This is a genomic window from Acutalibacter sp. LFL-21, from assembly GCF_025630755.1.
In the GTDB taxonomy this organism is placed as follows: Bacteria; Bacillota; Clostridia; order Oscillospirales; family Acutalibacteraceae; genus Acutalibacter; species Acutalibacter stercoravium.
This window is the reverse complement of sequence record NZ_JAOTNT010000012.1, coordinates 1-21,491: the sequence shown is the minus strand read 5'-3', so window position 1 is coordinate 21,491 and position 21,491 is coordinate 1. Positions and strand designations below refer to the sequence as shown.

The following is a 21,491-nucleotide window of genomic DNA, read 5'->3' as shown; positions in this document are numbered from 1 at the left end:
GTCACTGCTCCCCCTTCTTTATCTCTCGCTCCAGCCGGGCGGCCAGGGCCTCAATCTCCCGTTTGCGCAGCTTCAGGCTGGCGGCGTTGACGATGAGCCGGGCAGACACATCCGCCACCCGCTCGATGACCTCCAGGCCGTTTTCCCGTAGGGTGGCCCCGGTCTCCACTATGTCCACAATGCCGTCGGAAAGGCCCAGCAGGGGCGCCAGCTCCACCGAGCCCTCGATCTTGATGATGCGCACATCCATCTGCTTGCCCTCGAAAAAACGGCGGGCCACGTTGGGATATTTGGTGGCCACGGTCTTCACCCGGTAGCCGCCGTAAAAATCCGAGCCCTTGGGGGCGGCCAGGGCAAAGCCGCACCGGCCAAAGCCCAAATCCAAAATCTCAAAAAAACGGCTGCCGTTCTCCATGATGGTGTCCTTGCCCACCACCCCCATGTCGCACACGCCGTGCTCCACATAGGTGATGACGTCGGCGGCCTTGGCCAGCACCGCCTGGAGGGAGCCGTCCCCCACCGGCAGGATGAGCCGGCGGCCCTTATCCCGCAGCTGGGAGCAATCCATGCCGGTCTGCTCCAGCAGGGCCACAGTGGACTTCTCCAGCCGGCCCTTGGTCAACGCGATGCGAAGCGGCTGCATCAGGCCTTCCCCCCTTCTGAAAGTAAGATTTCCTCTGTCTCTGCACCCACCCGCAGCACCTTGGGGATGCCCGCGGCCTGAGCGTAACGGAGGGTCTCCTCCAGGCTCTCAAAAACGGAGGCCTCGCACAAGACCCCCTGGTTCGCCAGGGAGCCTGCCAGCTTTTGGGCCTGCATCTCGCAGCCTGGCTCCCCGTAGACCAGCGCCTGGGCGGGGGCCTCCCCCTCCAGGGCTGCGGCGTTTAGATCCGCCACAGCGTCCAAATCCAGGGAGAAGCCCACGGCGGGCATGGGGTCCCCAAAGTTCTGGCACAGGCTGTCGTACCGGCCGCCCATGAGCACCGCGTCCCCGTGCTGGTGGACGTAGGCAGAGAACACCACGCCGGTGTAATAGTCGTTGCGCTGCACCAGGCCCAAGTCCACCATGAGCCGGTCCCCCAGCCCCAGCTGGCCCAAGGCCTGGTACAGCCCTTTCAGGTATTCCAAAGTTTCCCGGGCCTCCCCATCCTGGAACCACTCCTCCGCCTGGGAAAGGGCCTCCTCCCCGCCGAACAGCCGGGGCAGCTGGGCCATGGCCTTGGCGGCGGGCAGGTCCCCCAGGGGGTCCAGCAGCTCAGAAAGGGCGGCATAGTTTTTGGACTCGATGGTGGCCCGCAGCTCCTCTTGGGCGGCGGCGGACAGAGGCAGCTGGTCCGCCAGCACCTGGAAGAACCGGGCGTGGCCGATCTCCATGCGGAAGTCCGGCGCACAGGCAGAGAGGGCCTCTACCGCAAGGGCAATGACCTCCAGGTCCGCCCGCAGCCCTCCTGCCCCCATGAGTTCAATGCCCATCTGCGCGGATTCATCGCTGCGGCCGGACAAATCGGGCCGGTTTCGGTAGATGGTCTGGCTGTAAAAGAACCGCAGGGGCTTCCGGTGGCCCTGCAGGCGGGAGGCCGCCATGCGGGCAATGGGCAGGGTGCTGTCCGGACGGAACACAATGAGCCGGCCGTGGTTGTCCGTGCACTTGTACATCTCCTGCTGGGGGATGGCCGTGCCCGGCAGGTTAAACACGTCGAAATACTCCAGCCCGGGGGTGATGACCTCCCGGTAGCCCCGCAGGCCGAACACCCGGGAGAGCTTTTCTTGCACCTCCCGGCGGGCGCGGCACTCCTCAAAAAGCAGGTCCCGGGCGCCCTCCGGTGTAATTTTGCTGTATGTCTTCATCCAAGCAGACGGCCCGCTCCTCCCCTGGACGGGAAGAGCGGGCCTCCCCCTTTCTTCACTTTAGCGTGCTACTATGATAATGTATAAATAAACTTTTGTCAAGCCTTAAAACAAGGTGGTCTGGCTGCTCTCCGGCAGGCCGGAAAGCGAGCCCGCCTCCCGCAGGGTGTCGATGACGGCGCTGGAAACCTTGGCCCTGGCCTGCACATCGTCGATGGAGATGTACTCTCCCCCCTCGTCCCGGGCCTCTCGCAGGCTGAAGGCGGCGGATTCTCCCACGCCCGCCAAAGAGGAGAAGGGCAGGCGGATCTGGCCGTCCTCCACCACAAACCTTTTGGCCTCGGACTTATACAGGTCCACAGGGCGCAGGGCGATGCCCCGGGCCAACATCTCGTTGATGATCTGCAGGGTGCCGAACTCGCCCTCCTCTTTGGGAGAGGCCTCCCGGTTCTTGATCTTCACATCCAGATCTTTCATTTTGCGAAAGACGGCTTCTTTGCCTTTGATGGCGGTGGCGCCGTCGAAGTCATCGCTGCGCACAGTGAAGTAAGCGGCGTAGTACTCCAGGGGCCGGTGCACTTTGTACCAGCCCAGCCGCAGGGCGGAAATCATGTAGGCAGCCGCGTGGGCCTTGGGGAACATGTACTTGATTTTAAAGCAGGAGTCGATGTACCACTGGGGCACGTCGTGCTCCTTCATGGCCTGGATATGTTCCTGCGTCAGCAGTTTGGTGGCCTTGCCCTTTCGGACGATCTCCATGATCTTAAAGGCCATTTTAGGCTGCAGGCCCTTGTTCATCAGGTAGGTCATAATACTGTCCCGGGTACCAATCACTTCGGAAATGGTGCAGGTGCCCGCCTGGATCAGCTCCTGGGCGTTGCCCAGCCACACGTCTGTGCCGTGGGACAGGCCGGAAATCTGCAGCAGGTCGGAAAACTTGGTGGGGTGGGACTCCTCCAGCATGCCACGGACAAAGTTGGTGCCCAGCTCTGGCAGGGACAAGGTGCCTGTGCGGATGCCGCCCAGGTCCTCCTCGGTAACCCCCAAAGCAGCCGGAGAGTTGAACAGGCTCATCACCTCCGGGTCGCTCATAGAGACATCCATCACCGGGATACCGGTGTAGTCCTCCAGATAGCGGTAGATGGTGGGCACATCGTGTCCCAGCTCGTCCAGCTTACACACGTTGTCGTGGATGGAGTGGAAGTCAAAGTGGGTGGTGATGTTGCTGTTTTTCTGGTCGTTGGCAGGGTGCTGCACGGGGCAGAAATCGTAGACCTCCATGCCCCGGGGAATGACGATCATGCCGCCGGGGTGCTGGCCAGTGGTGCGCTTGATGCCCGTGCATCCCAGAGCCAGCCGCTTTTCCTCTGCCTTGTGCAGGGTGATGCCCTTCTGCTCCGCGTACTTGCGCACATAGCCAATAGCCGTCTTATCCGCCACGGTGCCGATGGTGCCCGCCTTGAACACGTTGTCCCGGCCGAAGAGCACCTCGGTGTACCGGTGGGCGCCGGACTGGTACTCGCCGGAGAAGTTCAGGTCGATATCGGGCACCTTGTCGCCGTCGAAGCCCAGGAAGGTCTCGAAGGGGATGGTGTGGCCGTCCCGGTCCATGGGAGTGCCGCAGTCCGGGCAGTCCTTGGGGGGCAGGTCAAAGCCGGAGTCGATGGTGCCATCGGTGAAAAACTCGCTGTGACAGCACTTGGGGCACACATAATGGGGCGCCAAGGGGTTCACCTCGGAGATGCCGGACATGCTGGCCACCAGGGAGGAACCCACGGACCCTCGGGAGCCCACCAGATAGCCGTGGGCCTCGCTGTCGGCCACCAGCTTCTGGGCGGTCATATACAGCACGGAGAAGCCGTGCTTCACAATGGAATTCAGCTCCTTCTCCAGCCGCTGCTGGACGATCTGGGGCAGGGGGTCGCCGTATTTTTTCTTGGCCCGCTCCCAGGTGATGGACACCAGCTGCTCCTCAGCCCCCTCGATGAAAGGCGGGAAGTTGCCCATAGGCACCGGGCGGATGGAGTCGATCATATCGGCGATCTTGTTGGGGTTCTTCACCACCACCTCATAGGCTTTCTCCTCTCCCAGGTAAGCAAACTCCTTGAGCATTTCCGGAGTAGTGCGCATGTACAGGGGCGCCTGCTGGTCCGCGTCGTCGAAGCCCCGGCTGCCCATAATGACCCGCCGGTAATCCGCGTCCTTGGGGTCTTTGAAGTGGACGTCACAGGTGGCCACCACCGGCTTGTTCAGCTTCTCGCCAATCTTGACGATAGTGCGGTTATATTCCCGCAGGCCCTCCACGTCGGTCTCCCCATTGCGGACCATGAACATGTTGTTGCCAATGGGCTGGATCTCCAGATAATCGTAGTAAGAGGCGATCTTGCACAGGGTCTCAAAGGACTCGCCCTTCACCACGGCCCGGAACAGCTCGCCGGCCTCGCAGGCGCTGCCCACCAGCAGGCCCTCCCGGTACTTGTTCAGCAGACTCTTGGGGGTGCGGGGCGTGCGGTAGAAGTACTCCAGGTGCCCGGCGGAGACGAGCCGGTACAGGTTCTTCAGGCCCGTGTGGTTCTTCACCAGCAGGATCATGTGGTAGGGCCGCAGCTTCTTCGGATCGCCGCCGGCCAGGGCCCCGTTGATCTCGTCCACCCGCTGGATGCCGTGGCTGTTTTTCAGCCGCTCCAGGAAGTTGAGGAAGATCTCCCCCAGCACCGCGGCATCGTCCTCGGCCCGGTGATGGTGGAAAGGCTTGAGCTTTAAGTAGTTGGCCACGGAATCCAAGGTGGCCTTCTTCAGGTCTGCCAGCAGGGACCGGGCCATGGTCACCGTGTCGATGTAGGTGTTCGCAAAGGGCTTTCCCTGGCGCTTCAGGGCAGCCCGGACGAAGCTGGCGTCAAAGGAGGCGTTGTGGGCCACCAGCACCGCGTCCTCCCCGCAGAACTGGAAGAACTGCTCCAGGGCCTGGGCCTCCTTGGGGGCGCCCTTCACCATCTCGTCGGTGATGGAGGTGAGCTGGGTGATCTTCTCCGGGATGGGGCGCTCCGGGTCCACAAAGGTGTCGAACCGGTCGGTGATCTCCCCGTTGTGGATGCGCACCGCGCCGATTTCCGTGATGCGGTCGTTCTGGGGGCTCAGGCCGGTGGTCTCCAGGTCGAAGCAGATAAAGTCCCCGGTCAAGGGGTGCTGGCTCTCCCCTGTGACGGCGGGCACCAGGTCGTTGACGAAGTAGGCCTCCGTGCCGTAGAGGATTTTGAAATCGGGGTCCTCCTTCTGGATATCCAAGGCGGTGTTCATAGCCTCGGGGAATGCCTGGGCCACGCCGTGATCTGTGATAGCCACGGCCTTCTGCCCCCACTTGTGGGCCTGCTTGATGAGGGAGGCGGCGGAGCTCATGCCGTCCATGTCGGACATGGTGGTGTGCAGGTGGAGCTCCACCCGTTTCTCCAGGGCGTCGTCCACCACCTGCACCTGATCCACCGTGGCAATGGACCGGGGTCGCATGACATTTTCCCGGTCATATTTGTCGTACTCCAGGGCCCCCCGTACCAGCAGGGTGGCGCCGGCCTTCAGCTTATCCAGGGCCTGGCAATCGTGGGCGTCCTGGATGACCTTCAAGGTGGTGGAGCCGGTGTAATCCGTGATGTCGATGGAGTAGATCTTCCGGGACTTGTCCCGGGTCTCTTTGCTCTCGATGGCGAAGATCTCTCCCCACACCACGATGTTGCCCATGTCCAGGGTGGCCTCCCGCAGGGGGACTGGCTTTCCCCGGGGCACGGAGCCCAGCACCGGCTTGGCGGTCTCTGGAATGATGGAGGGCAGCAGGTGCTCCTCATCCCGGACACTGACCTTCCGGCGGCTGGCCTGCTCCTTCATGGCCTCCTCATACTCCTCCATCTCCTGAAGGACGGCCTCCCGCTGGCGCCGGATCTGCTCATCCTTGGCCTTTTCCACCAGAACCCCTTCCCCTGCCTTCACTGTAAGCCGGCCTGTGAACTCCACCTGGCAGGAACGGCCAAACCAGCTCTGGATCAGGCCCTGCAGCTTCTCATCCGTATGACGGATGGAGAGCAGCTCATAGCCGCCATGGGCCAGCCGGATGGTGAGCCTCCCCTCCTGATAGGAGGCCTCTGCCTGGTTGAAAGTGCCATTGAGGGTGGCGTCCCGCTCCTTTAGCGCCGCCACCAGAGAGGGCATGCAGTCCACGGAAAAAGCCTCCGCCGGGAAATGGGGATGGAGACGCACAGAGGGCAGGCCAAACGCTGGGCCTTCTAGCAGGGCCTCTAACTTTTTCAGCTCTCCATACTCCACAAAACGGGGGAAATCCACCACCAGCACAGCGGAACGCTCCTTGCGGTTCACTGTGACCTGGCGCAGTTCCCCAGCTTGCAGCGCCTGGGAGAAGCTCTCCCCGTTCATCTCGTTTTTGAAAAAATCACCTAGAATGCTCAAAACGCGCCTACCCTTTCGCTTTCGCTCACAGCTTGTCCACTTCCTCCAGAAGGGCAGCCAGCAGCTGGTCCTCCGGAACCTTTTTCACGATCTTCCCTTTCTTAAACAGGAGCCCTTCCCCCTCGCCGCCGGCAATGCCCACATCCGCTTCCCGGGCCTCCCCCGGGCCGTTGACCGCGCAGCCCATCACCGCCACGGTGATGTCCTTTTGGCATGCTTTCAGGGCCTCTTCCACCTGATGGGCCAGGCCTATCAAGTCGATGCGGGTGCGGCCGCAGGTGGGGCAAGAAACCAGCCGCACCCCTTGCTTTAGATCCAGGGCCCGCAGGATGTCCTCCCCGGCCTTCACTTCCTCCACGGGGTCGGCGGTGAGGGACACCCGGATGGTGTCCCCAATGCCCCGCTGGAGCAAGCTGCCAATGCCGATGGCGGATTTCACCAGGCCCATCCGGGCGGTGCCCGCCTCTGTCACCCCCAAGTGCAGGGGGTACGGGCACTGCTGGGCCATGAGCTCGTAGGCGCGGACGGTCAAATCCACCGAGGAGGCCTTCAGGGAGATGACGATGTCCGTAAAGTCGAACTTCTCCAGCAGGGAGACGTGGTACAGGGCGCTTTCCACCAGGGCCTCCGGGGTGGGGGCGCCGTATTTTGCCAGGATGTGCTTTTCCAAGGAGCCGGAGTTGACCCCAATGCGGATGGGGATATTCTTCTGGCGGCAGGCATCGGCTACGGCCTTCACCCGGCTGTCGTCCCCGATGTTGCCGGGGTTGATGCGGATTTTGTCGATGCCAGCGGCCACGCTTTCCAAGGCCAGCTTGTAATCAAAGTGGATATCCGCCACCAGGGGGATGGAAACCCGCTCTTTGATAGCGGGGATCAGGGCCACAGCCTCCTTGTTGGGAATGGCAGCCCGGAGGATCTGGCAGCCCGCCTGCTCCAAGCGCAGGGCCTGCTCCACACTGCCCGCTATATCCGTAGAGGGGACGTTTAACATGGACTGCACTGTAATGGGCGCGCCGCCGCCAATGGCCACGCCCCCGGCCACCACTTGTTTTGAACTTCTCCGTTGCATATAGTTTCCCCTTTCCCAGTCTTTCAAAAAGGGAGGCCCGGCTGCCGGGCCCCCTGGTTTGTTTGCTATCCTTGGACAATGCGGAAAATATCGTGAAAGGCGATGACCACCATCAACCCGATGAGCAGGATGAAGCCAGCCGCATGGACATAACCCTCGTACTTAGCGGGAACTGGATGGCGGGTGACACCCTCCCAGACGAGGAACAGCAGCCGTCCTCCGTCCAGAGCGGGCAGGGGCAGCAGGTTCACAATGCCCAAGTTCACGGTAATCATCACAATCATCAGCAGAATGTTCAGCACCGCCTGGCCAAAGCCCTGGGCAAGCCCCGCGCTGGCTGCCTGCCCAATGGCCTGAGCCGTGCCGATGGGCCCTGCCACATCGTTGAGGCCAAAGCGCCCGGTGAACAGCCCCTTCAGGGTCTCCACCACCATGCGGGCCATGGAGAAGGTATCTGTGGCGGAACGGCGCACCAGGCCCAGAAAGGTGACGGCCTCCGGCTCCACATAGAAATCGAGGGAAACCATTTTGGTGCCGTCCTCCAAAACCTGGGACTGCATGGCAAAGGTGCCTAGGTCTACCCGCTGGCCCTCCCGCTTTACCACCATGGAGACGGCGTCCGGGTCCGCCAGGGCCAGGGCAAAGGAAAGGTCCCGGTCAGTGTAGATGGCATAGCCGTCCACCTCCACAATGGTATCCCCCACCTGGGCACCAGCGGCCTGGAGGGCCGAGCCCTCGGTGAACTGAGAGATCTGGGTGGTGACAAACACCTCTTGCTGGCCCAAAACAATCATCATCAGGAAAAAGCCCAGAACAATGTTAAAGACAGATCCGGCAGCGACCACTAAAAAGCGTTTCCACACGGGCTTGTTGCCAAAAGCGCGGACATCCTGACTCTCCTCGTCCTCCCCCTCCATGGCACAGTAGCCGCCAATGGGCAGCAGGCGCAGAGAATACTGCGTCTCTCCCCGCTGGAACCCCCACAGCTTGGGCCCCATGCCCAGGGCGAATTCATTCACCCGGATACCCGCGGCCTTGGCCAGCAGGAAATGCCCCAGCTCGTGAAAGAAAATGATAAAGCCAAAAAGCAAAACGCCAATGAGAATCAGCAAAGCCGCCGTCAGAATCTGCAAAGAACCATCTCCTTTAAATCAGTGTGCCGCGCCTGCCACGAAAGCCCGTGCCTCTCGATCCGCTTCCAGAACCGCTTCCAAGGTGACCACGCCGGGATCCTGACGGTCCATGGCGGCCTCCACCAGCCGGGGGATATCCAAAAAGCCAATCTTCCCCTCTAAAAACAGGGCCACAGCCTGCTCGTTGGCACCGTTGGCCGCGGCAGGCACCAGGCCGCCCCGGCGCAAAGCCTCCCGGCAGAGCTCCAGGCAGGGGAACGCTTCCCGATCCGGCGGATAAAAGGTGAGTTTTCCCAGGGCGCACAGGTCCAGCTCTCCCGCGGGGGAAGGCATCCGCCGGGGATAGGTGAGGGCGTATTGGATGGGCACCGCCATGTCCGGCACCCCCAGCTGGGCCACCGCCGCGTTGTCCTGATACTCCACCATGGAGTGGATGACGCTCTCCCGGTGGACCACCACCTCAATGCGGTGCTCCGGCAGATCAAAGAGCCAGGACGCCTCCATAACCTCTAAGCCCTTGTTCATCATGGTGGCGGAGTCGATGGTGATTTTGGCCCCCATGTCCCAATTGGGGTGGCGCAGGGCCTGCTCCCGGGTGACCCCCGCAAGCTCCTGGCGGCTCCTGCCGAAGAAGGGCCCACCCGAGGCGGTGAGCACCAGTTTCTTCAGGGCGCCCCGCTCCGGGCACCCCTGCAAGCACTGGAAAATGGCGGAGTGCTCGCTGTCCACCGGGAGGATGGGAAGGTTCCTCTTCCGGGCAGCCTCCATAACGATGGCGCCACCCGCCACCAAGGTCTCTTTGTTGGCCAGGGCCAGGGCCTTCCCCGCCTGCAGGGCCGCAAGGGTGGGCTGCAGGCCCACCATGCCCACCACCGCGTTCAGGGTGAGGTCCGCTCCCGGCCAGGCGGCAGCTTCACACAGGCCCTCCATGCCGGAGAGCACCTGGATGTCCGTATCCCGCAGGCTCTGCCGCAGGGAAAGGGCCGCCCCCTCGTCGAAGACGGCCACCACTTCTGGATGGAACTTGCGGGCCTGCTCCTCCAGCCGATTGACGCTGGAGCGGGCGGCCAGGGCTGCAACCTCCCACTTCTCTCCCTGCTCCCGCAGGTTTTGCACCACTTGAAGGGCCTGGGTGCCGATAGAGCCAGTAGAACCCAGCAGCGATAATTTTTTCATAGTGCGCCCCCTCTTATGCTTATGCGCCTGCCAGGGGGAGAAATCCCACCAAAAGGTACACAAACGGCGCGGTAAAGATCACACTGTCAAAGCGGTCCAAAATGCCGCCGTGGCCGGGGATGACCTGGCCAAAATCCTTGATGTGGCAGCTGCGCTTGATGATGGAAAAGCTCAGGTCCCCCAGGATGGACAGCACCGCCCCGAACAGGCCGATCAAAAACAGCACCCCATAGTCCGCATGGGCTGTTCCCTGATAATAGAACTCGGAAAAGAGCAGGCCGCACAGCAGCATGACGGCCACGTTCACCACCACGCCGCCAATGGCCCCCTCCACGGTCTTTTTGGGGCTGATCTCTGGGCAGAGCTTGTGCTTGCCAAAGAGCGTGCCCGCGAAATAGGCGCCGGCATCCGCCACCCAGGCGGCGAGCACCGCAATAAGCACATAGAACATGCCGTGATCTGGGCTCAGGTCCCGCAGGGAAACCAAGCACTGCAGGGCGCTGGGGATCAGCACCACCATGCTGTAAAGCACCCCAACCTCTTTAAAGGTGGTTTCTTTGTGATAGACAATCATGGCGGAAAACACCAGCAGAGTGAACAGGCAGTAAGCCAAAAATTCCGTTTCCTCATTGCAGAAGGGGATCACAGCGGCGGCCAGCAGCGCCGGGCCGCAGAGAAACCACTTCCGGGTGAGGTCCATGGCCTTCACCAGCTCAAACACGCCCGCGGCGGAGACCAGGGCCACAACAATGTTCAGCGCCAGAGGAAAAGAGTGGTTGAACACCACAATGGCCGCCACAAAAAGCACCAGGCAGGCCCCGGATACGATCCGCTGTTTCATAGCAACATCCCTTTACAGGTTTTTCTTCTCTGAAAATAAAATTCCCAATTCATTCCCAAAAAAAGCCTATGGCAGATCATTTCTTGAAAAAATTCTGCTAGGCTGTAGGGGGGAGTTACACGCCCCCAAAGCGGCGCTGGCGGGTGGAATAGATCCGAATGGCCTCATCCAGGTCGCTGGTTTTAAAGTCCGGCCAGAGAATATCGAAGTAGACAAACTCCGCATAAGCCCCCTGCCACAGCAGGAAATTAGACTGGCGCTCTTCCCCGCTGGGGCGGATAATCAGGTCCGGGTCGGGCTGGCCGCCGGTGTAGAGATACTGGGCGAACCCCTCTTCGGTCAAGTCCTCCGGGCGGCGCCTTCCCGCGGCCACCTCCTGGGCAAAGGCCCGGGCCGCCCGGGTGATCTCCGCCCGGCCGCCGTAGTTCATGGCCAGGTTCAGCACCATGCCGGTCTTTACAGAGGAAGCCTCTTCCACCTCGTGGATGAGCTGTCGCAGCTCCTCTGGAAAGGCGGAGACATCCCCGATAAAGCGCACCCGGATATTTTCATCCATAAAGTCCCGCAGGGCCTCCTCCAGATACTCTTTGAACAGGCGCAGCAAAGCCCCCACCTCGTCGGCAGGGCGGTTCCAGTTCTCGGTGGAGAAGGCGTACACGGTCAGATACTTAATGCCGATTTGTGAACAATAGCGGGTGATGGTGCGAAAATTGGACGCACCTGCCCGATGGCCGGCGGAGCGGGGCAGAAAGCGTCTTTTAGCCCATCTGCCGTTGCCGTCCATGATGATGCCGATGTGAACGGGCAGCCGCAAAGCCGCCCGCTCCCCATCCTCTTTCGATTGAAAGGCCAAGGCCTCTTCCCCCTTTCAGGCTCAGATGGCCATGATCTCCTTTTCTTTGCGCTGGGCGCACTCGTCCACGTTCTTCACATACTTGTCGGTCAAATCCTGGGTCTTTTTCTCGGCCTGCTTCAGGTCGTCCTCCGTGATATCCCCGGACTTCTTCATTTCCTTCAGCTTTTCAATGGCGTCCCGGCGAATGGAACGGATGGCCACTTTAGCCTCCTCGCCCAGCTTGGAGACCTCCTTGGAAAGGTCTCTGCGGCGCTCTTCGTTGAGGGGCGGGAACACCAGGCGGATCACCTTGCCGTCGTTCTGGGGGTTGACGCCCAGGTCGGAGGTCTGGATGGCCTTTTCAATGCCCCGCAGCACGCTCATGTCCCAGGGCTGGATGACCAGCACCCGGGCCTCTGCCACGGAAACCGCCGCCAGCTGGTTGATGGGGGTGGGGGTGTCGTAATAGTTGACCATGATGTGGTCCAGCACCGCGGGATTGGCCCGGCCCGCGCGGATGGAGTCGAACTCCTCCATCAGATGGTCAATGCTCTTCTTCATTTTGCTTTCTGCCTTGGCGAAAACGTCTTTCATCTCTGCCATGTTGGTTACCAGCCTTTCAAAAAATCTCTGTGTTAGGGAGCTTACTGCACCAAGGTGCCCACCTTTTCGCCGGAAACCGCCCGGACGATGTTGTGGGGATCCTCAATGCTGAACACCAGGAAGGGGATATTCCGGTCCTTACAGAAGGAGGCAGCGGTCATATCCATCACACCCAAGTTCTGGTTGAGCACGTCCATGTAGCTGAGGGTGTCATACTTCTTGGCATCGGGGTTCTTTTTGGGGTCGCTGTCATAGACGCCGTCCACCATGGTGGCCTTCAGGATCACATCGGCCTCGATCTCCGCCGCCCGCAGGGCCGCGCCGGTGTCCGTGGAGAAGAAGGGGTTGCCCGTGCCGCAGCCGAACACCACCACTCTCCCCTTTTCCAGATGGCGCACCGCCCGGTTGCGGATGTAGGGCTCGGCCACTTCCTGCATGGCGATGGCGGTCTGCACCCGCACATCCAGGCCCAGCTGCTCCAGGCCGTCGGCCACGCCCAGGGCGTTGATGACCGTGGCCAGCATGCCCATGTGGTCGGCCCGGGTGCGGTCCATCTTGCCGCTGGAGCGGCCCCGCCAGAAGTTGCCGCCGCCCACCACGATGGCCACCTCTGCGCCCATGTCCACGATCTCCTTGATGGGCTTACAGATCTCCAGGACCGTGTCGAAGTCGATGCCGTGCCCGGCCTTCCCCGCCAGGGACTCGCCGCTGAGTTTGAGCAGGACCCGCTTGTATTTCAGTGCCATAGTATCTCTCCCCGCTTTACAGATTATATTCGCACTTATTGTACATGAAAAACCCCCGGTTGTAAAGCGCAAAGAAATCCTTTTCCGGGGGGAAGGCCCGCTTCTTTCCTTTAGAATAGGGAAAAACGGCTGGGGCGTTACAAAAAATTTACATCTTACGGGCGGCTGTTCACGGTTTTTTGAAAATGTTACTCCCCGTTGCTTGTGGCAACAGGCGGTGCGGCCTATAATGAGGTTGAAGCTAGAAAGAAAGGAGGCCGCCCCATGCTCAGTGAAAACATCAAGTCGGTTCGGAAATCTAAGGGGCTTTCCCAGCAGGAGCTTGCGGTAAAGCTGAACGTGGTACGTCAGACGGTTTCCAAATGGGAACAGGGGCTGTCGGTCCCCGATTCCGACCTGTTGATCGCTCTGTCGGAAGCGCTGGAAACGCCTGTCAGCACATTGTTGGGAGAGACGATCGTTGAAACCGACGCAGACCACTTGACTGCCATTTCTGAAAAATTGGAGGTGATCAATTTGCAGCTGGCACAGATAAAATGCAGCAGAAGGAAAGTCATCCACTGGCTCTTTATCGCGTTCAGCGCGGCGGTTGTGGCAATGCTCGCTCTCCTGCTCCTGCTGAACAGCCCCTACCAGCACTGGGATTACAGCGACCCGGAAACCGCTGTGTTGGGGACTATCTACCATTCCTTTGAATGGCTGTTCGCCCGGGTGTGGCCCTTTCTCCTGGCAGGGGGAGTTACCGGCGCTGTTTTGACACGGAAGCGAAATTGACTATGCTGGGAAAGGAAGCCGTGGAACCGCTGCCTCTTTCCGCACCCAGCTGACAAGCCGGTTCCCATAAAGAAAAAAAGAGCGGGCTCCATTTCTGGAACTCGCTCTTTTGCTGTGCTTTGGGAAAACTTACTTCACCATGCCGGCCACTTCGGCAGCGAAGTCATCCTGGCGCTTCTCCAGGCCCTCGCCCTTCTCAAAGCGGGTGTAGGCAGCGATCTTGATGTCGCCGCCCAGCTCCTTGGCAACGGACTCGGTGTACTGCTTCACGGTCATGGAGCTGTCCTGCACATAGACCTGGTCCACCAGGCAGATCTCCTTGAAGAACTTGTTCAGACGGCCGGCCACGATCTTCTCGGCGATGTTGGCGGGCTTGCCCTCGTCCACGATCTGCTGGGTCAGGATCTCCTTCTCCTTCTCCACGCGCTCGGCGGGGACGGAGGCCTCGTCCAGGTACTCGGCGTTCATGGCGGCAATCTGCATGGCCACGTTGTGGGCATAGGCCTTAAAGCCCTCGGTAGCGGCGATGTCGTCGGTGGTGTCGAACTTCACGATAACGCCGATGCGGCCGCCAGCGTGGACGTAAGAGGTGACAGCGCCCTCATAGCGGGCGAAGCGGCGGATCTTGATGTTCTCGCCGATGGTGAGGATCTTCTCCTTCAGCAGGGCGTCCACAGTCTCCTCGGTGCCGGCAGCCTTGCAAGCCAGCAGGGCTTCCACGTCGGCGGGGTTCTGCTCGATGACAGTGTCGGCGCAGGTCTTAACAAAGGCCTGGAAGTCAGCGTTCTTGGCCACGAAGTCGGTCTCGGCGTTGACCTCGATGACCACGCCCACCTTGCCGTCCTCGCTGACGGTGGCGAAAGCCACGCCCTCAGCGGCGATGCGGCCAGCCTTCTTCACGGAAGCGGCCAGGCCCTTCTCCCGCAGGAAGTCAATGGCCTTTTCCATATCGCCCTCAGAAGCAGTGAGGGCCTTCTTGCAATCCATCATGCCGCAGCCGGTCTTCTCACGAAGGGCGGCAACGTCTTTAGCGGTAAAATTCATTTGCAAACATCCTTTCTCTTCGCGCCCCCGGGGCGCTCCCCGCCGGGGCAGCCTTCTCAGCTACTCTTATACGAAAAACGACGAAAACAGAGAGACGCTTACTCTTCCACGCTGATGTCGCCAGCCTCTTCAGCATCGGCCTCAGCCTCGGCCTCTTCCTTGGCAGCGGCGCCCATCTGGCCCTCGCGGCCCTCGATGATGGCGTCGGCCATGGCGCCGGCGATCAACTTGACAGCGCGGATAGCGTCGTCGTTGCCGGGGATAACGTAGTCGATCTCATCGGGATCGCAGTTGGTGTCCACGATAGCCACGATCGGAATGCCCAGCTTGCGGGCCTCGGAAACGGCGATGCGCTCCTTGCGGGGGTCCACGATGAACAGGGCGCCGGGGAAGGTCTTCATGTCCTTAATGCCGCCCAGGAACTTCTCCAGCTTCTCGATCTCCAGCTGCAGCTTGCTGACTTCCTTCTTGGGCAGCAGGTCGAAGGTGCCGTCCTCTTCCATCTTCCGCAGCTGCGCCAGGCGCTGGATGCGGGTGCGGATGGTGGCGAAGTTGGTGAGCATGCCGCCCAGCCAGCGGGCGTTTACATAGAAAGCGCCGGCGCGGGTGGCCTCCTCGCGGATGGACTCCTGAGCCTGCTTCTTGGTGCCCACGAACAGAACGCTCTTGCCCTCGGTGGACAGGTCGCGCACAAAGTTATAGGCCTCTTCCAGCTTGCGGACGGTCTTCTGCAGGTCGATGATGTAGATGCCGTTGCGCTCGGTGAAGATGTAAGGGGCCATCTTGGGGTTCCAGCGGCGGGTCTGGTGGCCGAAATGCACGCCGGCCTCCAAAAGCTGTTTCATAGATACGACTGCCATTTTACAAATACCTCCTTGGTTTTGAAAGCCCGGCTGTTGTTAGATTTTTTCGCGGGCTTTGCCTCCGCCGCGCGGTCTTTTCGGGGCAGACCCGGGGCTCTCCCGGGCACCAAACCGAGGCGCGGCGTGTGTTTTGCTGAAATATTATAGCACAAGCCCCCGGGAGAAGCAAGGCTTTTTTTGCTGGAAAACCGGGGGCTCCCGGCGAAAAACGGCCTTTAGAAGCCGATTTTTTCCAGCAGCTTGCTGAATGTCCCCGGGTGCTGGCTTTGGGCAGGGGGCTGCCAGCGCACCAGCACCGTGTCTTCCCCGATGAGGACGATATCCCCCCAGGGGATGACGAAGTCCGCCTCCCGGCCCAGCAGGCCGAACAGCCGCAGCTTTCCGTAGACCACCACGGCGGTGAGGCGGGCTTCTTGGGTGTCCACCTCCACGTCGCACACAAAGCCGATGCGGCCCCCGTCCTTGACATTGATGACCTCCTTGTCCCGCAGGGAATCCATCCTGCAAACCATAGGCGCCACCTCCTCCCTGTATTCTATGCGGAGAGAAGGCGTTCCATCCCTTCCCTTTTGGGAGAGGGCATGGTATAATAGCTTTACAGAACCTTCTTTTGGAAAGGACGGAGCTTTATGAACATCTGGCACGACATTTCCCCCAAACGCATCAAGGCGGATGACTTCTTCGCCGTCATTGAAATCACCAAGGGCGGCAAGGCCAAGTACGAGATGGACAAGGAGACCGGCCTGCTGCGGCTGGACCGGGTGCTGTACACCTCCACCCACTACCCTGCCAACTACGGCTTTATTCCCCGCACCTACGCCAACGACGGCGACCCCCTGGACGTGCTGGTGCTCTGCTCGGAGAATATCATCCCCATGTCCCTGGTGCGGTGCTACCCCATCGGCGTCATCATCATGGACGACGGCGGCAGCGAGGATGAGAAGATTATCGCCATCCCCTTTGACGACCCCACCTACAACAGCTATCAGGACATCACCGAACTGCCCCGGCACATCTTCGACGAGATGCAGCACTTCTTCACCGTGTACAAGCAGCTGGAGGACTCCTCTCACACCCAGATCGGCGAGGTGCGGGACCACGAGGCCGCCAAGGCCATCATCTCCTCCTGCCTGGAGCGGTATTTGAACGACTTCTGCCGGTAAGACTTAAAAACAGAAAAATGTCCCCCAGTTCTTCCGGGGGACATTTTTTGTTGTAACGGTCACAGCCCCAAAAGCTGCTTTTTCTTCTTGTCAAACTCCTCCTGGGTGATAACGCCGCTGTCCAGAAGCTCCTTGTACTTTTTCAGCTCGTCGGCAGCATCCTGAGGCGGGGTGGCGGGGGCCACTGGGGCGGGCTGCGGGGAGAGGGCCAGTTTCCGCTGCATGATGGCGGCCCGCAGGGCGGGGCCGTTCTTCAAGAACAGCGTGGAGAACTTGACGCTGGGCCCCATGATGGATAGGCCGCCCAACCCAGAGGTCTTTACGCTGATAATGTCACGGTACAGCAACTGCATGGCGTGGCCTTTCTTTTTCTGGCAAGTCACCCCGTTCTGCCCCACTGTGACGGAGCCCTTCCGGTTTGCCAAGTAGATGAGGGTAAACACCAAGGCCACCACCATCACCAGGTAGAAAGCCAGTATGGGGAGAGCGTCAATCTCTAAGAAGAGATAGCTGGTTAAGTAGCTGGAAAAGTTCCTATACTTAAAGTAATAGGGCACATAGCCCACATCGTAGCCCAGGTCTTCCAGAAGAGCCTCCAGGCTGTCCCGCAGGTCGCCGGTGACATCGGAGACCGACTCCCCCAAGAACGTGGTACGGGTCAAATCCATGTAGATGTCCGCGATAACCTCTTCCCGGTCCTCCGAGTCATACTCGGAAGAGGCCGCCTGCATCAGGGCAATGCCCGCATCCTGCACCTCCCGGTAACCCGCGTAGTTGACCCCGATAAAACCAAAGAAGGCCGCAAAAATCACCACCCAAAGAGCGATAAACACAACGCCCAATTTGACTTTCTTGCTTTCCAATGATGCCACAGCTTCCATACTCATCAAAAACCTCCATTACATCATAAATCTGTTTTAGCGGCGCGCCCGAAAAAACAGTTCCGGCATCTCCCATTTCGCATCCGCTTAAATACAATTATATGTATATCTTTTATATTGTCAATATATTTTGTGCACTTTTAATTCATTCTTCAAAAGAGGGGAGACCCAGCTACATCCCCCGGCGGAGAGTGGCGGCGCACCGGTTTTGGGGCAAAGCAAAAGACCAGAAGCAAATGCTTCTGGTCTTTTTTGGTGGAGATAAGCGGGATCACACTACAGCCTTTCAGTCGTCCCAGAACCTGTTGCGGACGAGTTCATCGACGCGTCTTATAAAAAGTTCTACGAGGTAGCAAAACACTGCGGAGCGGTCCTTGTCACCGGAAATCTCAAGCATTACCCAGCGGACTCCCAGGTGTCACTGCCGCAACCTTCTTAGGGATGATACCGCATTAAAATCGCTGCCCCATTTTGAGGAGGCCCCTGTTTTGAAACAGGGGTTTCTTTGTCCGCAAAAGCCAATGCAGCAGTCCTTCCGGGACGCCACTCCTTCCCTGCTCTCCGTTTCGCTGCCGGGAAGCCCGGGACACATAGCGGTGCTTTCTTTTTTTAACTGTAGGTTGTATTCCTCCTAGTTTTGCGTATAATTGAGATGGAAGGAGCGTGATTGCCATGATGGTCAACACAGACGCCATGGTCTCCATGACGGAGGCCAATCAGAACTTTTCCAAGGTTGCCCGGCTGGTGGATGAGCGCGGCGCAGCGGTCATCCTGAAAAACAATGTCCCCCGGTACCTGGTGATGGAATTCAGCCAGGCCGAACAGACGCAGGCCGCGCCGGACGAGGACATCCTGGAGGTCTCCGCCCGGCTGATCCGGCAGAACCGCGCCGCCTATGAGGAACTGGCCAAATGAAGATTCTGGACAAGCGGCAGGTGCAGCTGCTCCATCAGCAGCTGATTGAGGCCTCCGGCGGCAGCCCCGGGCTGCGGGACGAAGGGCTTCTGGAGTCCGCCCTCAGCGCGCCCTTTCAGAGTTTTGCGGGAACCAGTGCCTATCCTTCCCTGCAGCAGAAGGCCGCCCGTCTCGGATACGGCCTGGTGAAAAACCACCCGTTCGTAGACGGCAACAAGCGAACCGGCGCCCACGTGATGCTGGTGTTTCTGGCCGTCAACGGCGTGGAGCCGCGCTACACCCAGCAGGAACTGGTGGATATCATTCTGCGGACGGCCTCTGGAGAAAGCCGGTACGAGGACCTGCTGGCCTGGCTCCTGGCCCACTCCCTGTAAGACGGCCCTGGCGGGAGGCCAAGCCAGCCAGATGACAAACCACGTCGAGGTTGTCGCCGGCTTCCATGTGATTTTGCCCGATGTGACCAAGCAAAAACGCCTCTCAGTGTGAGAGGCGTTTTCTTCTAGGCATTTAAGCTCTGCTCATCCAAAAGAAATGGGATAACACCCATATACAAGATACCATGGTCGTCCATGTGGGGTTTCGAATTCCCAGATGTTACGAGGATTTTTTTGAAGAAATCTCCACTTTTGAGCAGCGGAGTTATTTCTTGTTTCCGTTTTTCTGGGTCATCCACACGAAACGCGGATTGGATATACACTTTCTTCATCCCCATATTGACAATATCGTGTGCAATTAAAGATTATCAACCAAAGAGTGGATTTGGAAGAAGACGAATCTACACACACTATTGCATTAAAACATCCCAAAGCATTGTCTTGAGGAGGCTACTTACTCGGATACCGAACGTACCTGATTCCCATTCACATCAAAACTCCACGGAAGATGCATCTGTACCGTCTCATTCCCCTTCGGTACTTCAAAAATTGGTAACCGCAAATCCAGGTTCATTATACACAACCAGATAAAATCAAGCAACACAATGAGGCAAAGAACGCCAAGTTGTATTAGGAATGCCACAAAGAATCTCGGCGTTTTCAATCCGCAACTTTCCCCACCACAAACTTTGCGCGGTCCACGGGGTAGGGGGCGGTGTCGCGGCGGTGCTTCTGGATGGACACCACCTCCGCTGGGGTGGGGCCGTCTCTGCCGGGGACCAGCACCTGGTCGCCTACGGACAGGGTCTCATCGTCGGTGCGGTAGTAGTACACACGCTTCCACCCGGGGAACCGCACCCCGCAGAAGGTGTACACGGTCTTGTCCGTGACCGCCAGCGGGTCGGCGTACTGGGGCGGCTGGGGCGCCGGCCTGGGCCGCCTCCACTGGATGCGCTGGGCCACCTCTTCTTTCCACTGGGGAAGCAGGCGCTGGGTGCGCTTGTCGGGGAGGCCCTCCAGGATGGGGAACACCGTCCGCTCCAGAGCCTCCCAGGGCTCCGGGTCCCGCCCCTCTATCATATGGGACATCATATCCTTTACCAGTTCCTCATACAGGACGCCCTTGCCGTGGGGGTTCTTCAAAGCGGACTGCAGCAAGGTGGCCGCCTGGTCCTCCCGCCCATGGGACAGAGCGTAGGCGATGTACCCGCCCGCGTCGGGAAACTCCGGGCTCGTCTCCAGCAGACCGCGGCGGAAGTCACTGTTTTGGCAAAGTTCCTCCAGGGCGATTTCCCGGAACTCTGGCGGGAACCGGAACGTCAGGTACAAGAGGCCGTTGAAGGGCATCCAGACCCCGTCCATGTACTGGGGGTAGGGCCCGAACTCCCGGATGATCCACGCCCAGACCCGCACCGCCAGGGCCGGGTCCTCCTCCGCCAAATCCAGGAACAGATCATCCAGGGAGGTGACAGGCCGCTCGTCCTCGTCGGGGACTTCGATGGGCAGCGGGAAGTTTTCCTTCACCGCCTGGGCGTATAAGAAGCCGTCGTGGAGGGTCAGGTACCGGGCGGCCACGCAGCCGCCCTCCACCAAAAACCGCCGCCGGTCGATTTCCCGCTGGCGGGTGCTGTCCGAGGGGACATAGCCCTTGCCGTTTTGCAAGTCTATCAGGCCGCAGGCGGCGTCATAGGCCCGCTGGGTGGGGTAGTCCTCCCGGCGGGCGCCCTGCTTCGCGAACCGGTCCTCTCGGCTTTCCACGGAGAACGTCAGGTAGGCCACGGGCCCCTCCGCCTCCTCCTGGGAATCGTCCCACACATCCTCATCTTCCTCCAGGTCGTCCCAGATGGCGGCGTCCCCCTCGGAATCTTCCTCTAAAAAGTCCGGGGAGTGAAGTCCCAAATCTTGGTCAATGAGGGAATTGATGTCCCCCTCGTCTATCTCATCGGAGAGCCCGTCGTCTAAGCCATCCAGGCCGTCGTTTTCCGTCTCATCACAGGAGGCAGACTCCTCCCCCGGCAGGGCGTCCTCAAAGACTTTCATGGCCAGCAGCTCCTCGGTAAAGTCCATCTGGCCGTTGCCGTTCCTATCAAAGAAATTGGTGAATGGGAATTTTGCCATAGGGTGCCGCCTCCCTGCAAATACTCACCATAACTCTATCACACTTTGTGGGAAAGCACAAGAAATTGTCGGGCCGCCGGCTGCGGAAAAGCGACAAAGGGAAGAGTTGGAAGCCCGCGGGCTCTGGCTCTCCCTTTTCCCTGTCCTGCTCGGCGGGATTGCGGAGGCGGGGCGGGGGTGGTGTTCTTTTGGGCCCAAAGACAGGGGCGGGGCCTTTCTCAACACCAATTTCGGAAAAATGTGTTTTTTTCGTCCTGTTTTTTCAGAAAAATGTGTTTTGTTCCCGTTGTAAACCCTGGAAAAACGTGTTATACTGCTTTCATCCAGAGAAGAAGGTGGTGAAGTGGGTGAAACGAAACGCGTTTTCGCAGCTTGTAACATGGAAAAACGACCCGGAGCGAAAGCCGCTCATCATTCGCGGCGCCCGCCAGGTGGGAAAGACCTGGCTCATGAAAGAGTTCGGCCAGAGCTGCTATGAAAGCTATGTTTATTTTAACTTCGACGAGGAAGACGCGCTGAAATCCATCTTCGAGGCAAACAAAAACCCCCAGCGGATCATAGAACTGCTTTCCATGATCGCCGGAGAAAAGATTCTGCCTGGGGAGACCCTCGTCATTTTCGATGAGGTACAGGAGTGCCCCGAGGCCCTCAAC

20 protein-coding genes are annotated in these 21,491 nt (G+C 59.8%); 5 read left to right on the top strand and 15 right to left on the bottom strand.

Features of this window, described 5'->3' with window-relative positions; genetic code table 11:
• Position 1: 1 nt before the first annotated feature.
• The 10 genes from hisG to pyrH all read right to left on the bottom strand — a co-directional run bounded on the left by hisG (position 2) and on the right by pyrH (position 12,706).
• Complete coding sequence (hisG, locus tag ODJ80_RS12280) at positions 2–643, bottom strand: ATP phosphoribosyltransferase (RefSeq protein WP_178864021.1); 642 nt, start codon at positions 641–643, stop codon at positions 2–4.
• Positions 643–1,848: an ATP phosphoribosyltransferase regulatory subunit gene (hisZ, locus tag ODJ80_RS12275; protein WP_178864020.1), complete on the bottom strand. Its 1,206-nt coding sequence runs from the start codon at positions 1,846–1,848 to the stop codon at positions 643–645. Before hisZ ends, hisG begins: the two co-directional genes overlap by 1 nt.
• A gap of 105 nt (positions 1,849–1,953) precedes the next feature.
• Positions 1,954–6,300, bottom strand: coding sequence for a PolC-type DNA polymerase III (locus ODJ80_RS12270; RefSeq protein ID WP_263042331.1), 4,347 nt, complete (start codon positions 6,298–6,300; stop codon positions 1,954–1,956).
• Positions 6,301–6,325: 25 nt separating this feature from the next.
• Entirely contained in the window at positions 6,326–7,372 is a 1,047-nt protein-coding gene (ispG, locus tag ODJ80_RS12265) for a flavodoxin-dependent (E)-4-hydroxy-3-methylbut-2-enyl-diphosphate synthase (protein WP_263042330.1), read from the bottom strand.
• 65 nt (positions 7,373–7,437) lie between these two features.
• Positions 7,438–8,505 carry a M50 family metallopeptidase gene (locus tag ODJ80_RS12260; RefSeq protein ID WP_263042329.1) on the bottom strand — a complete coding sequence of 356 codons (1,068 nt, stop codon included), beginning with the start codon at positions 8,503–8,505 and terminating at the stop codon, positions 7,438–7,440.
• 18 nt (positions 8,506–8,523) lie between these two features.
• A complete protein-coding gene (locus ODJ80_RS12255) occupies positions 8,524–9,681 on the bottom strand; it encodes a 1-deoxy-D-xylulose-5-phosphate reductoisomerase (protein WP_263042328.1) in 1,158 nt (385 codons plus the stop codon).
• Between the two features lie 19 nt (positions 9,682–9,700).
• Entirely contained in the window at positions 9,701–10,522 is an 822-nt protein-coding gene (locus ODJ80_RS12250) for a phosphatidate cytidylyltransferase (protein ID WP_263042327.1), read from the bottom strand.
• Between the two features lie 115 nt (positions 10,523–10,637).
• A complete protein-coding gene (locus ODJ80_RS12245) occupies positions 10,638–11,375 on the bottom strand; it encodes an isoprenyl transferase (protein ID WP_263042326.1) in 738 nt (245 codons plus the stop codon).
• Between the two features lie 21 nt (positions 11,376–11,396).
• On the bottom strand, positions 11,397–11,951 hold the full coding sequence (gene frr, locus ODJ80_RS12240; protein ID WP_178864046.1) for a ribosome recycling factor: 555 nt from the start codon (positions 11,949–11,951) through the stop codon (positions 11,397–11,399).
• A gap of 50 nt (positions 11,952–12,001) precedes the next feature.
• Positions 12,002–12,706 (bottom strand): UMP kinase, encoded by a 705-nt coding sequence (gene pyrH / locus ODJ80_RS12235; RefSeq protein WP_263042325.1) that lies wholly within the window; start codon positions 12,704–12,706, stop codon positions 12,002–12,004.
• A 264-nt stretch (positions 12,707–12,970) separates the two neighbouring features.
• Here pyrH and ODJ80_RS12230 point away from each other — a divergent pair, with 264 nt between their 5' ends.
• A complete protein-coding gene (locus ODJ80_RS12230) occupies positions 12,971–13,480 on the top strand; it encodes a helix-turn-helix domain-containing protein (protein ID WP_263042324.1) in 510 nt (169 codons plus the stop codon).
• A 129-nt stretch (positions 13,481–13,609) separates the two neighbouring features.
• Here ODJ80_RS12230 and tsf read toward each other — a convergent pair whose 3' ends face one another.
• From tsf to ODJ80_RS12215, 3 genes are all read right to left on the bottom strand, one after another.
• Positions 13,610–14,524 carry a translation elongation factor Ts gene (tsf, locus tag ODJ80_RS12225; RefSeq protein ID WP_263042323.1) on the bottom strand — a complete coding sequence of 305 codons (915 nt, stop codon included), beginning with the start codon at positions 14,522–14,524 and terminating at the stop codon, positions 13,610–13,612.
• A gap of 98 nt (positions 14,525–14,622) precedes the next feature.
• Positions 14,623–15,384: a 30S ribosomal protein S2 gene (rpsB, locus tag ODJ80_RS12220; protein WP_263042322.1), complete on the bottom strand. Its 762-nt coding sequence runs from the start codon at positions 15,382–15,384 to the stop codon at positions 14,623–14,625.
• Between the two features lie 218 nt (positions 15,385–15,602).
• Positions 15,603–15,899 carry a YlmC/YmxH family sporulation protein gene (locus ODJ80_RS12215; RefSeq protein WP_178864011.1) on the bottom strand — a complete coding sequence of 99 codons (297 nt, stop codon included), beginning with the start codon at positions 15,897–15,899 and terminating at the stop codon, positions 15,603–15,605.
• A 117-nt stretch (positions 15,900–16,016) separates the two neighbouring features.
• Here ODJ80_RS12215 and ODJ80_RS12210 point away from each other — a divergent pair, with 117 nt between their 5' ends.
• Complete coding sequence (locus ODJ80_RS12210; RefSeq protein WP_178864010.1) at positions 16,017–16,550, top strand: inorganic diphosphatase; 534 nt, start codon at positions 16,017–16,019, stop codon at positions 16,548–16,550.
• 59 nt (positions 16,551–16,609) lie between these two features.
• On the opposite strand, the gene ODJ80_RS12205 is transcribed toward ODJ80_RS12210, so the two are convergent.
• Entirely contained in the window at positions 16,610–17,431 is an 822-nt protein-coding gene (locus ODJ80_RS12205) for an SHOCT domain-containing protein (protein ID WP_263042321.1), read from the bottom strand.
• Between the two features lie 672 nt (positions 17,432–18,103).
• Here ODJ80_RS12205 and ODJ80_RS12200 point away from each other — a divergent pair.
• Together ODJ80_RS12200 and ODJ80_RS12195 are read left to right on the top strand one after the other, a co-directional pair.
• Positions 18,104–18,346 carry a type II toxin-antitoxin system Phd/YefM family antitoxin gene (locus tag ODJ80_RS12200; protein WP_263042320.1) on the top strand — a complete coding sequence of 81 codons (243 nt, stop codon included), beginning with the start codon at positions 18,104–18,106 and terminating at the stop codon, positions 18,344–18,346.
• Positions 18,343–18,720, top strand: coding sequence for a type II toxin-antitoxin system death-on-curing family toxin (locus ODJ80_RS12195; protein ID WP_263042319.1), 378 nt, complete (start codon positions 18,343–18,345; stop codon positions 18,718–18,720). The genes ODJ80_RS12200 and ODJ80_RS12195 overlap by 4 nt, the downstream gene beginning before the upstream one ends.
• 660 nt (positions 18,721–19,380) lie before the next feature.
• On the opposite strand, the gene ODJ80_RS12190 is transcribed toward ODJ80_RS12195, so the two are convergent.
• Entirely contained in the window at positions 19,381–20,838 is a 1,458-nt protein-coding gene (locus tag ODJ80_RS12190; RefSeq protein ID WP_263042318.1) for a hypothetical protein, read from the bottom strand.
• Between the two features lie 347 nt (positions 20,839–21,185).
• Between ODJ80_RS12190 and ODJ80_RS12185 the strand changes: the two genes are divergently transcribed.
• Positions 21,186–21,491 (top strand): AAA family ATPase (locus tag ODJ80_RS12185; protein WP_263042317.1); only part of this gene is annotated, 306 nt, incomplete at its 3' end.

Bases quoted from the DNA above. Each gene is read 5' to 3' on its own strand.
- ODJ80_RS12200 (WP_263042320.1), top strand. From the start codon at position 18,104: ATGATGGTCAACACAGACGCCATGGTCTCCATGACGGAGGCCAATCAG.
- tsf (WP_263042323.1), bottom strand. From the start codon at position 14,524: ATGAATTTTACCGCTAAAGACGTTGCCGCCCTTCGTGAGAAGACCGGC.
- ispG (WP_263042330.1), bottom strand. From the start codon at position 7,372: ATGCAACGGAGAAGTTCAAAACAAGTGGTGGCCGGGGGCGTGGCCATT.
- ODJ80_RS12195 (WP_263042319.1), top strand. From the start codon at position 18,343: ATGAAGATTCTGGACAAGCGGCAGGTGCAGCTGCTCCATCAGCAGCTG.
- ODJ80_RS12215 (WP_178864011.1), bottom strand. From the start codon at position 15,899: ATGGTTTGCAGGATGGATTCCCTGCGGGACAAGGAGGTCATCAATGTC.
- ODJ80_RS12250 (WP_263042327.1), bottom strand. From the start codon at position 10,522: ATGAAACAGCGGATCGTATCCGGGGCCTGCCTGGTGCTTTTTGTGGCG.
- pyrH (WP_263042325.1), bottom strand. From the start codon at position 12,706: ATGGCACTGAAATACAAGCGGGTCCTGCTCAAACTCAGCGGCGAGTCC.
- ODJ80_RS12210 (WP_178864010.1), top strand. From the start codon at position 16,017: ATGAACATCTGGCACGACATTTCCCCCAAACGCATCAAGGCGGATGAC.
- ODJ80_RS12190 (WP_263042318.1), bottom strand. From the start codon at position 20,838: ATGGCAAAATTCCCATTCACCAATTTCTTTGATAGGAACGGCAACGGC.
- frr (WP_178864046.1), bottom strand. From the start codon at position 11,951: ATGAAAGACGTTTTCGCCAAGGCAGAAAGCAAAATGAAGAAGAGCATT.
- hisG (WP_178864021.1), bottom strand. From the start codon at position 643: ATGCAGCCGCTTCGCATCGCGTTGACCAAGGGCCGGCTGGAGAAGTCC.
- ODJ80_RS12230 (WP_263042324.1), top strand. From the start codon at position 12,971: ATGCTCAGTGAAAACATCAAGTCGGTTCGGAAATCTAAGGGGCTTTCC.
- rpsB (WP_263042322.1), bottom strand. From the start codon at position 15,384: ATGGCAGTCGTATCTATGAAACAGCTTTTGGAGGCCGGCGTGCATTTC.
- hisZ (WP_178864020.1), bottom strand. From the start codon at position 1,848: ATGAAGACATACAGCAAAATTACACCGGAGGGCGCCCGGGACCTGCTT.
- ODJ80_RS12255 (WP_263042328.1), bottom strand. From the start codon at position 9,681: ATGAAAAAATTATCGCTGCTGGGTTCTACTGGCTCTATCGGCACCCAG.
- ODJ80_RS12205 (WP_263042321.1), bottom strand. From the start codon at position 17,431: ATGGAAGCTGTGGCATCATTGGAAAGCAAGAAAGTCAAATTGGGCGTT.